Below are 15,240 nucleotides of genomic sequence, written 5' to 3' on the forward strand. Positions count from 1 at the left end.
ACGCCGACCGCTCGATTGCAACCGGTGACGGCGCGTCCCGGATCACGTCCGTGAACGGTTGTCCGACCAGGCCGCCCAAAGCGTTGCGTATTGACCGCCGGAGGCCACGAGTTCTTCGTGCGTCCCGCTTTCGACGATCACGCCCGCGTCGAGCACGACGACACGGTCCGACGCCGCGGCCTGCGTCAGCCGGTGCGCGACGACGAGACCGGTGCGGCCCTCCAGTGCCGCGGCCGCGGCGGCCTCGAGGGTCTTTGCGCCCGCGCTCCCGGCTTCGGCGGTCGCCTCGTCGAGGATCGCGATCGGCGGATCGGCGAGCACCAGCCTCGCCAGCGCCAGCTGTTGGGACTGGGTGACGGTCAGCCGATGCCCGCCCTCGCCCACCACGGTCGCGAGACCTTCGCCCAGCGCTTCCGCCCAGCCGCGCGCGCCGACTTTTTCCAGTGCCGCCACCAACTCCGCGTCGGACGCGCCGGGACGGGCGAGCCGGAGGTCGTCCGCCAGCGAGCCGGCGAAGACGTGCACCTCCTGGCTGATCAGCGCGACCGCCTGCCGCGTGGCGGAGGGCCCGAGCTCGTCGAGCGGGACCCCGCCGACGGAGATCGTCCCCGAAGCCGGGGTGTGGATCCCGGCGATCAGCTTGGCCAGCGTCGTCTTGCCCGCCCCGCTCGCGCCGACCAGCGCGACCCGCTCGCCGGGGGAGAGGCTGAGATCGACGTCCCGCAGCACCGGATGACCGTCCACATAGGAATGAGAGATGCCCGCCGCCTTCACCGAGGCGTCGACGGGTTTCGCGGGCCGTTCGGGTTCGCGCGGCGCGGGCAGGTCGGCCACACCGATCAGCCGGGCGAGGCTCGCGGCGGCCGCCTGCGCGTCGTCCACCAGCGCCAGCGCGCTGTTGATCGGACCGAAGAGGCTGTGGAAGTACAACGCCGCGGCGGTCGCCGCGCCCACGGTCACGGCGTCGGCGCCCACCAGCAGGAACCCGGCCGCGAGCACGGCCGAGAGACCGACGAACTCGGCAAGATTGAGCCTGGCGAAGAACTTCGTCATCAGCCGGACACCGCGCAGCATCAGGTCCATCGCGCCCTCGGACCGCTGCCGGACCCGCTCCACGTGGGCGTCGGCGAGCCGGAACGCGCGGACGGTCTTCGCGCCGCCGATCGTGTCGAGTAGTTGCTGCTGCTGCGAACCGGTCGCGATCCGCTGCTTCGCGTACAACGGCACGGCGTTGCGGACATACCAGCGCACGGTGTGCAGCTGGATCGGTGTCGCGAGCAGTGCCGCCAGGAGGAACCGCCAGTCGAGGACGGCGAGCGCGCCGAGGGTCAGCACGATCGTCAGCACCGAGCGGCCGAGTTCCGGCAGGGCTTCGCGGACCGCCCTCGCGACCACGGTGACGTCGTTGGTGACGCGGGCGGTGAGGTCGCCGGAACCCGCGCGTTCGACCTGTTCCAGCGGCAGCCCCAGAGCTCGGTCGACGAACCGTTCGCGGAGTTCCGCGAGGAGTGTTTCGCCGAGCTTGGCGGTGAGCGAGACACCCAAAGCCGTCGCGATGGCCTGGGAGACGGCGACCAGGACCAGTGCCACCACGGGGGTGGCCAGCTCGGTCGCGGGCCGCTTCTCGATGACCAGGTCGACGATGTGGCCGAGCAGCCGGGCGGTGAGCAGCCCGATCGCGGTCGCGCCGACGAGCATCGCCAGCGCGCCGGCGGCGCGGGCCTTCGAGGTGCGCAGCAGTTCGCCGAGGACCGCGCGGATCCGCTTGCCGTCGGCGGTGGGGAGGAGTTCACGGGTCATGACAGCACCGCCGCGCGGTAGTCGGCGCGATCGCGGGAGAGTTCGGCGTGGCCGCCCTCGCCGGTGATCCGGCCGCCGTCAAGGACGACGACGCGGTCCGCCACGGCGAGCAGGGCGGGGCTCGTGGTCACCAGGATCGTGGTCCGTCCTCGTCGTAGCCGGGCGAGCCCGGTGGCTATCTTCGCTTCGGTCACCGTGTCGACCGCCGTCGTCGGGTCGTGGACGACGAGCACCGGCGCGTCCGCGGCGAGCGCTCGGGCGAGTGCGACACGCTGCCGCTGGCCGCCGGAGAGGGAACGCCCGCGTTCGGTAACCGCGGTGGTGGTGCCGTCGGGCAAGGCCGCCGCGACCTCGTCCGCGGCCGACGCGGCCAGGGCCTCGTCGGCGGACCGGCCGTCCGCGTGGACGTTTTCCGCCAGCGTCCCTTCGAACAGGTCCGCGTCGTGCGCGGCGACCAGGACGACCTCCCGCACCCGTTCCGGGTCCACAGTGGACAGATCGATGCCGTCGACGTGGACCTTGCCCTCGGCCGGATCTCCCGCGCGGCCGAGACAGTCGAGCAGATCGGTCGCGGCGGCCGGATCGGCGGCGACGACGCCGATCAGCTGTCCGGCCGGGATGTCGAGGTCGACGCCGCGGAGGCTGCCGTAGGAGACCTCGGTGAACCGGACGTTCCCGGTGGCGGGCGACGGGAGTTCGCCATCACCGGCTTCGACCGCGGTCGGTGTGGTCAGCAGGTCGGCGACCCGGGACGCCGACGCGCGGCCCTGCGCCAGTTCGCCGTTGACCCACGAGAAGATCAGGAACGGGGTGAGCAGGAACTGGGCCAGCCCCACCGCGGCGACGAGGTCACCGACGCTGATCGACCCCGACGACGCGAGGTTCCCGCCGACGAGGGCGACGACCGCGATGAAGACGCCGGTCAGCGCGAGCACCGCGCCGTCGTGCCACGCCTTGGCCCGCGCGGCGCGCAAGGTCGCCTTGAGCGAGTTCTGGCTCGTGTCGCGGTAGCGGGCGACCGCGGCCGGTTCGGCGCCGATGCCTTTGAGTACCCGCAGGCCCGACACCAGGTCGGTGGCGACGCCCGAGGCGTGCGCGGACCGTTCCTGTTCGGCTTCGCTGCGGCGCTCCAGCGGCTTGCCGATGAGATGCGCCAGATACAGCAGCGGCGGCGTGCCCAGGAGCACGAGGAGCCCCAGCGGGAGCGAGATGCGCAGGAGAGCGACGGCGCTGACCAGGACCCCGGCGAGCGCGGCGATCCCGAACGGCAGTGCCGCGTTCACCACCCCGACGCGTTGTGCGTCGCTGGTGCCGATGTTGACCAGCTCGCCCGCCAGTTTGCCCTTGTCGGCGCCACCACCGGGATGCAGGACCCGGCGGCTGATCGCGATGCGGAGTTCGTGTGCCGCGCGCAGCGACGCCCCTTCGGCGGCGCGCGCGGCGAACCGGTAGCTGTAGGAGAGTCCCGCGAAAATCACGCCGAGCACGGCGAGCCAGAACACGAGCGTGCCCACCGAACCGCCGTCGACCGCCTGATCGATCACCACACCGATGATCACCGGGACGAGCGCTTCACCGCCCTGGTGCCCGGCTGCCAGCACGGACGCGAGCGTGACCTGCCGTCGCTGCCCGGAAATCGCCTGCCGCAGGACACTCCGGCTGGTGGTGGCCGTTGCGGTCACCGGCGCCTCCGTTCGTGGTGGGGAAGGTAAGGCTAGTCTAAGTAGGTAGCTCGTTGAGGTGAACTCCGGCGTTCGGTTAGCCTCGCCTCAGTGTCTGTTGGTGAACCCGCGTCCACGATCGACGTCGGCAAGGCGCTGCCTGGTCTTCCACGCCGCGGTGGCAGAGGCGCCCTGCCACCGCGATAGCGGAGCCGTCGGCCGTGGCGGGTTCACGTGTTCGGTCACTTCGTGAGGCAGAGCCGCGCTCCGGCAACAGGCTCACTCGAAGGAGGTTCCGTGGTCGTCACCGAACGCCCACCCGTCGCGGCGTCCCCGCCCAGCGCGGCGGCACGGACGTTCCGCGCCGGCGGTCTGGTGGTCGGGCTCGCCCTGCTGGCGCTGGTGTTCCTGCTCAGTATCTGGGTGGGGTCGAAGAGCATCCCGTTCACCTCCACCTGGTCGGTGCTGTGGCACAACGACGGCTCGACCGAGGCGGTGATCATCCACGACCTCCGTATCCCGCGGACCCTGCTCGGTGTGGTCGTCGGCGTGGCGCTCGGCCTGGCGGGCGCGGTGATGCAGGCGCTCACCCGCAACCCGCTCGCCGACCCAGGCCTGCTCGGGGTCAACACCGGTGCCTCGGCCGCGGTCGTGTCGGGGATCGCGTTCGTCGGGGTCACGGGCGTGCTCGGCTACATCTGGTTCGCCTTCGCCGGGGCGGCGATCGCCTCGGTCGTGGTGTACGTCCTCGGCTCCGCGGGCCGCAGCGCCACACCGGATCGGCTCGTGCTCGCCGGTTCGGCCGTCATGGCCGTGCTCCAGGCCTACATCGTGGGGATCCTGCTGCTGATGCCCGAGACGTTCAACCAGTTCCGCTTCTGGAATGTCGGTTCGCTCAGCGGCCGCAAATGGGACGTGTTCTGGCAGATCTCGCCGTTCGTGGCGGTCGGCGCGGTCATCGCGCTGCTGCTGGCCCGGCCCCTCAACGTCCTCGCGCTCGGCGACCAGACCGGCAAGGCGCTCGGCGCCCACATCGGCCGCACCCGGGTGCTGGGCGCGATCGTGGTGACCCTGCTCTGCGGCGCGGGTACCGCGGCGATCGGGCCGGTCCTGTTCCTCGGGCTAGCCGTGCCGCACGCCGCGCGCATGCTGGTCGGCCCGGATCAGCGCTGGGTCCTGCCGTATTCGATGCTGCTCGCGCCGATCGCGCTGATCGGTGCCGACGTCGTCGGCCGCGTGCTGAACCCGCCGGAGGAACTGCAGGCGGGCATCGTCGTCGCGTTTCTCGGCGCGCCGGTGTTCATCGCGCTCTGCCGCCGCAGGAAGCTGGCCCGGCTGTGACCGCGATCAAGGAGTACCCACGGATGAGCACCCGCGTCCTGCGCACCCCGGGCGGCGGACTTTCCCTTCGCGTCACCCCGCGGGCCGCGATCGTCGTCGCGTTGCTGGCCATCGCCGTGTTCTTCCTCGGCGCGATCAGCATGACCACCGGCGACTACCCGTTGTCCGTCGGCGAGGTCATACAGACGCTGTTCGGTTTCGGCGACCGGAGCACCGAGTTCATCGTGACCACCCTGCGGCTGCCCCGGCTGCTGACCGCGCTGCTGGTCGGCGGCGCGCTCGCGGTCAGCGGCGCGATCCTGCAGAGCCTGTCCGGGAATCCCTTGGGCAGCCCGGACTTCATCGGCTTCACCGAAGGCGCGGCCGCCGGGGCGCTGCTGACGATCATCGTGGTGCACGGCGGCATGCTCCAGGTTTCGCTGGGCGCGCTGGTCGGCGGCGTCGTGACCGCGGGCTTGATCGCGTTGCTCGCGTTGAAAGGCGGCGTGCACACGTTCCGGCTGATCCTCGTCGGTATCGGCGTGAACGCGATGCTGCTCGCGTTCAACTCCTACCTGATCACCAGGGCGTCTTGGCAGGACGGCCTGGCGGCGCAGGCATGGCTGGTCGGTGGGCTCAACGGGCGCGGCTGGGAGCACGTCGTCCCGGTCGCCATTGCCATCGTCGCCCTGCTCCCGCCCGCCTTGGTCTACGGCCGAAGGCTTTCCCTGCTGGAGATGGGGGACGACTCGGCCAAGGGGCTCGGCGTGCCGGTGCAGCGGAGCCGGGTCGTGCTCCTCGGGGTCAGCGTCGGGCTGTGCTCGATCGCGACGGCGGCCGCCGGCCCGATCGCGTTCCTGGCGCTCGCCGCGCCTCAGCTGGCGAAGCGGCTCACGCGGTCTTCGGGGCCCGGGCTCGCCGCGGCCGCGCTGATGGGCATGCTCCTGCTGGTGACCAGCGATCTGATCACCCAGCAGTTCTTGGCGGGCCTGCCCGTCGGCCTCGTCACCGGGGCAATTGGCGGGTTGTACCTGGCTTGGCTGCTGGTGTCCCGGCGCGGGGTCAGCCGAGCTGCGCGTTGACCGGTTCGATCGGCGCGGGCTCGCCGAAGCGGGCCAGCGCGAGCGCCGCCGAAACCGCGAACACGAACCCGACCGCCGCCACGGCCGCGAACCCGGGTCGCGTGGTGTCGCCCAGTACGAGCACCCCGATCAGGGACGGGAAGACGGTCTCGCCGATCACCATCATCGCGGTCGAAGTCGTGACACTGCCGCGTTGCAACGCGGTGGCGTAGAACAGCATCGCCAGCGCACCCGCCACACCCAGCGTGTACGTGGCCGGGTCGGTCAGCAGATCCAGCGGGGCGAGGCTGGTGAGCGCGCGCCCGGAGAGGGCGACCACGCCGAAGCACAGGCCGGCGATCAGGCCCAGCGCCGGCGTCCGGATCCGGCGCGACGCGCGCCCGGCGAACATCCCGGCCGTGCCGAGTACCACGACCGCGCCGATCAGCACGAGCCGGAAACCCAGCCCGGTCGACGCCGAGCCCTCGCTCTCCGCCGACATCCCGAGCAACCCGAGCCCGGCGCAGACGACCGCGATCGCCGTCCACTCGCGACGGCCCAGCCGGACCCCGAGCGTCCGCGCGGCCACCGCCGTCACGGCGAGGCTTCCCGCCAGCGCCGCCTGGACCACGAACAGCGGCAGCACCCGCAGCGCGGCGACCTGGGCGACGAACCCGATGACGTCGAGCGCGAGACCCGCGACGAACTTCCACTGCCGCAGCACCCGCACGAGCAGGCGGGGATCGACGCGATCTTCCGCGCCCGACGTCGCTTTCGCGGCGATCGCCTGCATCACCGAAGCGACGCCGTACGCACAGGCCGCGAAGAACGCGCAAACCAGACCCCACCACATGAATCACGAGCCTAGCCCTGCGGTGCCCACACGGAGATCTCACGTGATCGGGCGCGTAACTCACGTGATTGCGCGCGTAACTCACGAGTTACGCCTTCGATCACGCGAGTTACGCCTTCGATCACGCGAGTTCGACGTATGTGTAGGGTGACTGGCATGTCGAACACGAGTTCGAGTGCGGTCGAGCCGGTGGAGCGCGCCTGGCCCGACGGAATCGCCGAGGACGAAGCCGGGCTCCAGTGGGACTTCCTGCGTTTCCTCCGCGCGACGGCGGTGAACAAGGTCGCCGGGCTGACCAGGGAACAGGCGGTCGCGACACCGCTGCCGTCGTCCCCGCGGCTGAGCGCGCTGGGGCTGCTCAAGCATCTGACCGCCGTCGAGCGCTGGTGGCTCTCGATCGAAGCGGGCGGCGCCGACCTGCCTTCGCTGTGGGAAGGCTCCCCGGATCCGAGCTGGGACCTGACCGAGGACGACGACCCGCGTTCGGTCGTGGAGGCGTACCGCGCCGAGTGGACCTTGGCGGAGTCGTCGCTGGCCGGGGTCTCGCCGGACGAGCGCGCGCGCAGGTCGGGGAAGTTCACCGTCCGCTGGGTGCTCGCGCACGTCGTCCAGGAGACCGCCCGGCACGTCGGGCATCTGGACATCCTGCGGGAGCTGGCCGACGGAACCACGGGGGAGTAGCGCCGTAAGGTGTCCGCATGGCTGACAGGCTGTACTTCCGGCAATTGCTCGCGGGCCGTGACTTCGCGGTGGGGGATCCCGTCGCGACGCAGATGGTCAACTTCGCCTATCTGATCGGCGACCGGGAGACGAACGAGGCCATCGTCGTCGACCCGGCGTACGCCGTCGGCGATCTGCTCGACCTGCTGGAAGCCGACGGAATGCGGCTGACCGGTGTCCTCGCCACGCATCACCACCCCGACCACGTCGGCGGCGAGATGATGGGCTTCTCGCTGCCGGGGATCGCGGAACTGCTGGAACGCGTCCAGGTGCCGATCCACGTCAACGGCGCGGAGGCCGAGTGGGTCCGCCGGATCACCGGTGTCTCCGGAACCGATCTGCGTGCGCACGAACACGACGACGTCGTCGAGGTCGGTGCGGTGCCGATCCGGCTGCTGCACACGCCAGGGCACACTCCGGGCAGCCAGTGCTTCCTGATCGACGGGAAGCTCGTCTCCGGCGACACGCTGTTCCTCGAAGGCTGCGGCCGGACCGATTTCCCCGGCGGTGACGCGGAAGCGATCTACCGGAGCCTGCAGTGGCTGGCCGGGCTGGACGGCGATCCGGTCGTCTATCCGGGTCACCAGTACTCGGCGGAGCCGTCGGCGAACCTGTCGCGGGTGAAGGACACGAACTTCGTGTTCCGGCCGAAGTCGCTGGACGAATGGCGGCTGATGTTCGGCGGCTGACCGCATTCAGAGGACTAAACGCGTCGTGTCGTCCTCATGTCCGTGAAGGCCTCCTTGAGGGACTCTGGGTCCCTCAAGGAGGCCTTCACGGACATCAGAGCGGGACGCGACGTCACCAGGGATCGCATCGGCGGGTAGTGAAGGGCCCTTCCCTTCCGTCAGGGTAGTGAAGGAGGCCTTCACGGCCAGCCGCGACCGTGATCAGGGAGACCGCCACGCCATATTTGACACTCCCTCAATAAATGCGGGGAAGGGCTTAGCGTCGTCCGCTCGCCTGAGCTCTCGATCAGCGTGTCGCGACACGCCCTTCCCACCGCGCCCCGTATCCGCATTCAGAGGACTAAACGCGTCCAGATCGCGGGACGCGAGGCTCGCTGATTGACCAGCCCGGTGCGGGCGCCGAAGCTCGGAACCGTGACGCTCAAGCTGCATTGGTTCCTGCCCACCACCGGCGACGGCCGGACGATCGTGGAGCACTTCCACGCCAGCCGCGCGGCCGGGGCGTCCGCCGCCCGCGAGCCGAGCCTCGACTACCTCGCCCAGGTCGCCCGCGCCGCCGAGGCCAACGGTTTCGAAGGCGTGCTGACGCCGACCGGGACCTGGTGCGAGGACGCGTGGCTGACGACGGCCGCGCTGATCCGCGAGACGAGAACCCTCAAGTTCCTGGTCGCGTTCCGGCCAGGGACGATCTCGCCGACGCTGGCCGCGCAGATGGCCGGGACGTTCCAGCGGATCTCGCGGGGGCGTGTGCTGCTCAACGTCGTCACCGGTGGCGACGCGGTCGAGCAGCGCCGGTTCGGCGACTGGCACGATCACGACCAGCGGTACGCCCGCACCGGCGAGTTCCTCGAGATCGTGCGCGGGGTGTGGAGCGGCAAGCCGTTCGACTTCGACGGCGAGCACCTCAAGGTCGAGGGCGCGACCACGCGCGCGGCACCGGATCCGGTACCGCCGATCTACTTCGGTGGTTCGTCCGCGGCCGCGCTCCCGATCGCGGCGAAGCACGCCGACGTCTACCTCACGTGGGGCGAGCCGCCCGCGCAGGTCGCCGAGAAGATCGCCAAGGTCCGCGAGCTCGCGGAGGAGCAGGGACGGAAGCTCCGCTTCGGGATCCGGCTGCACACCCTCTCGCGTGACACGTCGGCTGAAGCCTGGGCGGAGGCGGCCAAACTGCTGGACGCGATCGACCCGGAGCGGATCGCCCACACCCAGAAACAGTTGTCCGCCAGTGAATCCGTGGGTCAGCAGCGGATGGCCGCCCTGCACGGCGGGAAGACCGGCGGCGGCGTCCGCGGTTTGGAGGTGTACCCCAATCTCTGGGCCGGGATCGGCCTCGTGCGCGGTGGCGCGGGCACGGCGCTCGTCGGCAGTCACCAGGAGGTGGCCGACCTCATCGAGGAATATCACGCGCACGGCATCGAGGAGTTCGTCCTCTCCGGGTACCCGCATCCGGAGGAGGCGTACTGGTTCGGTGAGGGTGTGCGCCCGGAGCTGGTCCGGCGCGGGCTGGTCGCGTAAAACCCCTACAGAGTGCGGGAAAGAGCCAAGGCCGCGGTCCGCACGGCGGGCGCGACCCGGTTGGTGTGCATGCGATTCGCCCAGCCGGAGATCGACAACGCCGCCACCGCGACACCTTGCGCGTCGAGCAGCGGGCTCGCCGCGCAGACGACACCGACGCCGGATTCCTCCCGTTCGAACGCGATTCCCTCTCCGTGGATCTTGGCCAGCTGACGGCGCAGCAGGCCCGCGGCGGTGATCGTCCGCACGCTGACGCGGGGCAACCCGGCGTCGATCACTTGCGTCACCACGGATTCCGGCGAGAACGCGAGGATCGCCTTGCCGACACCGGTGGCGTGCGCGGGAAAACGGCCGCCGATCCGGGACGGCAAGGACGGCGCGTCGGGGCCCCGCAGGATGTCGAGGTAGACGACCTCGGTGCCTTCCAGAACCGCCAGGTGCACGGTGTTGCGGGTCGCTTCGCGGAGATCGGCCAGATACGGCCGCGCCGCCTCGACGAGTCCCCGGCGCCGTACCGCCAGCTGGCCGATCTCGAACAGTTTCAGCCCGAGCCGCAACGCCGCGCCCTCGCGTTCGAGCAGGCCGGTCGCGACCAGATGCCCGGTGAGCCGGTGGACGGTGGACTTCGCCAGGCCGGTCCGCCGGGCCAGCTCGGAGACGCCGAGCGCGTCGTCGCCGGGGCGGAAGGCCGAGAGCAGCGCGGAGATCCGGGCGGCGACGAGGCCGTCCGCTCCGGTTCGTTCCGGGTCGTCGTTCCGCCCAGCGGCACGCATGGGTTGAGTGTGCCCTACCCGCTCGGGGAGCGTCACCTGACATGGCGCAACGGAAAGCGGTGGCCGCGATCGTCGGTCCCGGGAACATCGGCACCGACCTGCTCGCGAAGCTGAGGCGCAGCGAGCACGTCGAGGTGCGGTACATGGTCGGCGTGGACCCGGACTCGGACGGGCTGGCCAAGGCCGCGGAACTGGGACTGGAGACCTCCGCCGGCGGCGTCGACTGGCTGCTGTCGCGTGACGATCTGCCGGACCTGGTCTTCGAAGCGACCTCGGCGAAGGCACATCTGGCGAACGCGCCGCGGTACGCGACCGCCGGGATCCGCGCGATCGATCTGACCCCGGCCGCGGTCGGCCCGTTCACCTGCCCCGCCGTGGGGCTGCCGGAACGGCTGGACGTGCCGAACGTCAACTTGATCACCTGCGGCGGCCAGGCCACGATCCCGATCGTGCACGCGGTGTCGCGGGTGACCCCGGTGCCCTACGCGGAGATCGTCGCGTCGGTCTCGTCTCGCTCGGCCGGGCCGGGTACCCGGGCGAACATCGACGAGTTCACCGCGACGACGGCGCGCGGGATCGAACTCGTCGGGGGAGCGCGCCGCGGCAAGGCGATCATCATCATCAATCCGGTCGAACCGCCGATGATCATGCGCGACACGGTGTTCTGCGCGATCGACCCGGACGCGGACTTCGACGCGGTGAGCGAATCCATCCACCGGATGGTCGAAACGGTCCAGGGTTACGTGCCGGGTTACACGCTCAAAGCGGACCCGCAATACGACCCACCCCGGCCGGGGTGGAGCGGACAAGCACGAGTCGCGGTGTTCCTGGAGGTCGCCGGGAACGGGGACTTCCTGCCGAAATACGCCGGGAACCTGGACATCATGACGGCCGCGGCCGCCCGCGTCGGCGATCTGCTGGCCACTCAGGAGGTGGCGGCATGAGCTGGGACGACGTGAGCCGTGAGGTCCGGATCGTCGACACGAGCCTGCGCGACGGCAGTCACGCGATGGCGCATCAGTTCACCGAGAAGAACGTGCGCGACACCGTCCGGGCACTGGACGACGCCGGGGTCTCGTTGATCGAGGTCAGCCACGGCGACGGTCTCGGCGGCTCGACGTTCAACTACGGTTTTTCCCTTGTGGACGAACGGAAGCTGATCGAGGCGGCGGTCGGCGAGGCGCGGCACGCGAAGATCGCGGTACTGCTGCTGCCGGGCCTCGGCACGGTCGGCGACCTGCGCGTGGCGGCCGACCTCGGCGCGGGCGCGGTCCGGATCGCGACCCATTGCACCGAGGCCGACGTGTCCGTCCAGCATTTCGGCGCGGCAAGGGAGCTCGGGCTGGAGACGGTCGGTTTCCTGATGCTGTCCCATATGTCCACGCCCGAGGCACTGGCGAAACAGGGCCGGATCATGGTCGACGCCGGCTGCCAATGCGTGTACGTCGTCGATTCCGCCGGTGCGCTGATCCTGGAGGACGCCGGTGAACGCGTCGCCGCGCTGGTGGCGGAATTCGGCGATGAGGCGCAGGTCGGGTACCACGGACACCAGAACCTGAGCTTCGGTGTCGCGAACTCGGTGCTCGCCTACCGGGCGGGCGCCCGGCAGATCGACGGTTCGCTCGTGGCGCTCGGCGCGGGCGCGGGCAACTCGCCGACCGAGGTTCTCGCGGCGACGTTCGAGCGGCTCGGGATCCGCACGGGCGTCGACAAGGACGTGCTCATGGACGCGGCCGAAAACGTCGTGAAGCCCTACATCACGCGGCTGCCGGTGATGGACCGGTCGTCGATCGTGCAGGGCTTCGCCGGGGTGTACTCGAGTTTCCTCCTGCACGCGGAGCGCGCCGCCGAGCGGTACGACGTCCCGGCACACGAAATCCTGTATCGCGTCGGCGCCGCGAAATACGTGGGCGGACAGGAGGACATGATCATCGACATCGCCCTGCAGCTGGTCGCCGAACGCGGTCAGGGCTGAGTGTCCGAAGGTGAACGTCGGGCGGGCAAGGCGCCCTGCCACCGTGCTAGGGGCGGGTTCACGCGTTGGGCCGCTTTCGTGGAGGCATCTCAGCTCCGCCGCCGGGTTCGCGGTCGGCGCCGAGTACGAGGCGGACGCAGTGGTCGATCAGGCGCTCGCGGCTCACCTTGAGCGAGCCGTCGAGGTAGGCGATGAACACGTTGCTCAGCGCGCCGACCAGCCCGATCGACGTCATCTGCCGCTCGGCCGCGTCGCCGTGGGACAACTGCCCGCTGACCAGCTCGGCGAACGAGGGGAGGAGCGCGATCCCGCGGGTGGTCAGCGCGGGATCGGTGATCGGCGCGAGCAGGAGCACGCGGCCCTTGCGCGGATCGTCGAGCATCAACTCGACGAAGGCACGGACCGCGGCCTTCGCCCGTTCGGCGGGTTCGGCCGTGTCGCTGACCGCGTCGACCAAGGCCTGCCGTGCCTGTTCGCCGATGTGCTCGTAGACCGCGACGACGAGTTCCTCGCGGTCGGCGAAGCTCTCGTAGAAATACCGCTCCGTGAGCTTGGCGTGACGGCACACCGCGCGGACGCTCACCCCCGCGCTGCCCTGGGTCCCGAGCAGGTCGAGGCCCGCGTCGACGAGTTGCCCCCGCCGCGCGGCCTTGCGGTCGTCCAGGGTCGTGCCTGCCCAGCTGCGGCCGGCCATGATCGGCTCCTCTTGTTGACTACGGCTGTTGTCAACCTTAACCTGACAACAGTTGTGGTCAGTTTAACCAGCTCAGTGAGGAGACCGGGGATGACACAACCGCGGCCGCTCGGACCGGATTCGCTGACCTGGAAGTACTTCGGCGACTGGCGTGGGCTGCTCATCGCGCTCTGGGCCGGATCCATGCAGAACATGCATCCCGAGCTGGGCGCGGGCGTCGAGGAGCACTCGCGGTTCTTCGAGGAGCGCTGGCAGCGGCTGTTCCGCTCGCTGTACCCGATCGGGGGAGTGATCTACGACGGTCCGCGGGCCCGGCAGACCGCGTTGGAGGTGCGCGGCTACCACGATCGGATCAAGGGCGTCGACAAACACGGGCGGCGTTATCACGCGCTCAACCCGGACACGTTCTATTGGGCGCATTCGACGTTCTTCGTCAGCGCGATCCTCATCGCCGACAACTTCTGCGGCGGGATCGGCGAGGCCGAGAAGCGGAAGCTGTTCGACGAGCACGTCCAGTGGTACGAGATGTACGGCATGAGCATGCGCCCGGTGCCGGAGTCGTGGGAGGACTTCCAGCTGTACTGGAAGCGCATGTGCGAGGACGTGCTGGAGGACAACAAGGCCACGCGCGACGTGCTCGAGATCCAGGGCATCGCCAAACCGCATTTCCTGCCCTGGCTGCCGGAATTCGCGTGGAACCTCGTCCGCGGGCACGTGGCGCGGCACTTCGTCTGGCTGACGGTCGGCCTGTACGACCCGCCGATCCGCGAGCGGCTCGGCTATACCTGGACCGAACGCGACGAGCGACGCCATCGCCGGGCGGGGAAACTGATCAACGCGGCGTTCAAGCTGGTCCCGCGAGACCGCCGCTACCACCCGCGAGCCAGGGCCGGCTGGCGACGGGAGCGTGGCGAACTGGCCCCGGACGCGCCGTTGGTCGAGACTCCCGCGCGGAACCTTCCACCGCTTCCGGAGCGGGGCAAACCCGAGCACTACTCACCGAACGTCTGACTAGGAGCCTCGATGAAGCTGGGTTACCACCTCGGTTACTGGTCGTCCGGCCCGCCGGAGGGCGCGCTGGACGCGGTCTTGCGCGCCGAAGAACTCGGCTTCGATTCCGTGTGGACCGCCGAGGGTTACGGCTCGGACGCGTTCACCCCGCTCGCCTGGTGGGGCGCGTCGACCAGCCGGATCAAGCTCGGCACCAACATCGTCCAGATGTCGGCGCGCACCCCGACCGCGACGGCCATGCACGCGCTGACGCTGGACCACCTGTCCGGCGGCCGGTTCGTGCTCGGGCTCGGCGCGTCGGGGCCTCAGGTGGTCGAAGGCTGGTACGGGCAGCCCTATCCGAAGCCGCTCGCCCGCACCCGCGAGTACGTCGAGATCGTGCGCAAGGTCGTCGCGCGCGAGGCGCCGGTGACCCACGACGGGCAGCACTTCCAGTTGCCCCTGCGAGGCGGGACCGGGCTCGGCAAACCGCTCAAGTCCACAGTGCACCCGTTCCGCGAGGAGATCCCGATCTTCCTCGCCGCCGAGGGGCCGAAGAACGTGGCGCTGTCGGCGGAGATCTGCGACGGCTGGCTTCCGCTGTTCTTCTCGCCCAAGAGCGACGCCTTCTACCGGTCGGCGCTGCAGGAGGGCTTCTCGCGTCCCAGCGCCCGGCACGGTTTCGACGATTTCGAGGTCGCCGCGTCCGTGCCGGTGCTCGTCCACGACGACGTCGAGGAGGCGGCGAGCTGGATCAAACCGTCGCTCGCGCTGTACATCGGTGGCATGGGCGCGAAATCGGTCAACTTCCACCACGACGTCTTCGCCCGGATGGGGTACGAGGACGTGGCCGACAGGGTGCAGGAGCTGTATCTGGCCGGCCGCAAGGACGAGGCGACCGCCGCGATCCCGACGTCGCTGGTCGAGGACACCTCGCTGATCGGGCCGGCGGAAAAGATCCGTGACGAACTCGCCGCGTGGGACGAGACCGTGGTGACCACGTTGCTGCTGCGGGGCGATGCCGCGACGCTCACGAAGGTCGCGGAGGTGCTTTCGTAGGCGGACTCGCCTTCAGCATTGAGAACGAGGGCGCCGTTGAAGGGTTGCGAAAGCCACTTTCGCAACCTTCAACGTTGCGAAAGTGGCTTTCGCAACGCCGCCTTCGCGGTCGACCACGCCTCGGCGG

General features: G+C 70.1%; 14 protein-coding genes. 9 read left to right on the forward strand and 5 right to left on the reverse strand.

Going from position 1 to position 15,240, the window contains the following annotated elements; translation table 11 throughout:
• Positions 1 to 42 precede the first annotated feature (42 nt).
• Together ACLJQ7_RS23985 and ACLJQ7_RS23990 are read right to left on the reverse strand one after the other, a co-directional pair.
• Complete coding sequence (locus ACLJQ7_RS23985; RefSeq protein ID WP_410650416.1) at positions 43 to 1,800, reverse strand: ABC transporter ATP-binding protein; 1,758 nt, start codon at positions 1,798 to 1,800, stop codon at positions 43 to 45.
• A complete protein-coding gene (locus ACLJQ7_RS23990) occupies positions 1,797 to 3,482 on the reverse strand; it encodes an ABC transporter ATP-binding protein (protein ID WP_410650417.1) in 1,686 nt (561 codons plus the stop codon). The genes ACLJQ7_RS23985 and ACLJQ7_RS23990 overlap by 4 nt, the downstream gene beginning before the upstream one ends.
• A gap of 276 nt (positions 3,483 to 3,758) precedes the next feature.
• On the opposite strand from ACLJQ7_RS23990, the gene ACLJQ7_RS23995 reads away from it, so the two are divergent.
• Complete coding sequence (locus ACLJQ7_RS23995) at positions 3,759 to 4,802, forward strand: FecCD family ABC transporter permease (protein WP_410650418.1); 1,044 nt, start codon at positions 3,759 to 3,761, stop codon at positions 4,800 to 4,802.
• A gap of 23 nt (positions 4,803 to 4,825) precedes the next feature.
• Positions 4,826 to 5,863: a FecCD family ABC transporter permease gene (locus ACLJQ7_RS24000; RefSeq protein ID WP_410650419.1), complete on the forward strand. Its 1,038-nt coding sequence runs from the start codon at positions 4,826 to 4,828 to the stop codon at positions 5,861 to 5,863.
• Here ACLJQ7_RS24000 and ACLJQ7_RS24005 read toward each other — a convergent pair.
• On the reverse strand, positions 5,844 to 6,695 hold the full coding sequence (locus ACLJQ7_RS24005) for a hypothetical protein (RefSeq protein ID WP_410650420.1): 852 nt from the start codon (positions 6,693 to 6,695) through the stop codon (positions 5,844 to 5,846). The genes ACLJQ7_RS24000 and ACLJQ7_RS24005 overlap by 20 nt on opposite strands.
• 156 nt (positions 6,696 to 6,851) lie before the next feature.
• Between ACLJQ7_RS24005 and ACLJQ7_RS24010 the strand changes: the two genes are divergently transcribed.
• The 3 genes from ACLJQ7_RS24010 to ACLJQ7_RS24020 all read left to right on the forward strand — a co-directional run bounded on the left by ACLJQ7_RS24010 (position 6,852) and on the right by ACLJQ7_RS24020 (position 9,622).
• Entirely contained in the window at positions 6,852 to 7,376 is a 525-nt protein-coding gene (locus tag ACLJQ7_RS24010; RefSeq protein WP_410650421.1) for a DinB family protein, read from the forward strand.
• Positions 7,377 to 7,393: 17 nt separating this feature from the next.
• The gene (locus tag ACLJQ7_RS24015) at positions 7,394 to 8,104 is read left to right on the forward strand and encodes an MBL fold metallo-hydrolase (RefSeq protein WP_410650422.1); all 711 of its coding nucleotides are present in this window, start codon (positions 7,394 to 7,396) and stop codon (positions 8,102 to 8,104) included.
• Between the two features lie 414 nt (positions 8,105 to 8,518).
• On the forward strand, positions 8,519 to 9,622 hold the full coding sequence (locus ACLJQ7_RS24020) for an LLM class flavin-dependent oxidoreductase (RefSeq protein WP_410650668.1): 1,104 nt from the start codon (positions 8,519 to 8,521) through the stop codon (positions 9,620 to 9,622).
• Positions 9,623 to 9,627: 5 nt separating this feature from the next.
• On the opposite strand, the gene ACLJQ7_RS24025 is transcribed toward ACLJQ7_RS24020, so the two are convergent.
• A complete protein-coding gene (locus ACLJQ7_RS24025; RefSeq protein ID WP_007029414.1) occupies positions 9,628 to 10,395 on the reverse strand; it encodes an IclR family transcriptional regulator in 768 nt (255 codons plus the stop codon).
• A 41-nt stretch (positions 10,396 to 10,436) separates the two neighbouring features.
• Between ACLJQ7_RS24025 and ACLJQ7_RS24030 the strand changes: the two genes are divergently transcribed.
• Positions 10,437 to 11,339, forward strand: a complete 903-nt coding sequence (locus ACLJQ7_RS24030; RefSeq protein WP_410650423.1) for an acetaldehyde dehydrogenase (acetylating) — start codon at positions 10,437 to 10,439, stop codon at positions 11,337 to 11,339.
• Complete coding sequence (dmpG, locus tag ACLJQ7_RS24035) at positions 11,336 to 12,370, forward strand: 4-hydroxy-2-oxovalerate aldolase (protein WP_410650424.1); 1,035 nt, start codon at positions 11,336 to 11,338, stop codon at positions 12,368 to 12,370. The genes ACLJQ7_RS24030 and dmpG overlap by 4 nt, the downstream gene beginning before the upstream one ends.
• 58 nt (positions 12,371 to 12,428) lie before the next feature.
• Here the strand turns inward: dmpG and ACLJQ7_RS24040 are convergent, their stop codons facing one another.
• Positions 12,429 to 13,064 (reverse strand): TetR/AcrR family transcriptional regulator, encoded by a 636-nt coding sequence (locus ACLJQ7_RS24040; RefSeq protein WP_410650425.1) that lies wholly within the window; start codon positions 13,062 to 13,064, stop codon positions 12,429 to 12,431.
• A 90-nt stretch (positions 13,065 to 13,154) separates the two neighbouring features.
• Here ACLJQ7_RS24040 and ACLJQ7_RS24045 point away from each other — a divergent pair, with 90 nt between their 5' ends.
• Positions 13,155 to 14,075, forward strand: a complete 921-nt coding sequence (locus ACLJQ7_RS24045) for an oxygenase MpaB family protein (RefSeq protein ID WP_410650426.1) — start codon at positions 13,155 to 13,157, stop codon at positions 14,073 to 14,075.
• 12 nt (positions 14,076 to 14,087) lie between these two features.
• Complete coding sequence (locus ACLJQ7_RS24050; RefSeq protein WP_410650427.1) at positions 14,088 to 15,113, forward strand: LLM class F420-dependent oxidoreductase; 1,026 nt, start codon at positions 14,088 to 14,090, stop codon at positions 15,111 to 15,113.
• The last annotated feature ends 127 nt before the right edge of the window (positions 15,114 to 15,240 follow it).

This window comes from Amycolatopsis sp. cmx-4-54, assembly GCF_046548895.1.
In the GTDB taxonomy this organism is placed as follows: domain Bacteria; phylum Actinomycetota; class Actinomycetes; order Mycobacteriales; family Pseudonocardiaceae; genus Amycolatopsis.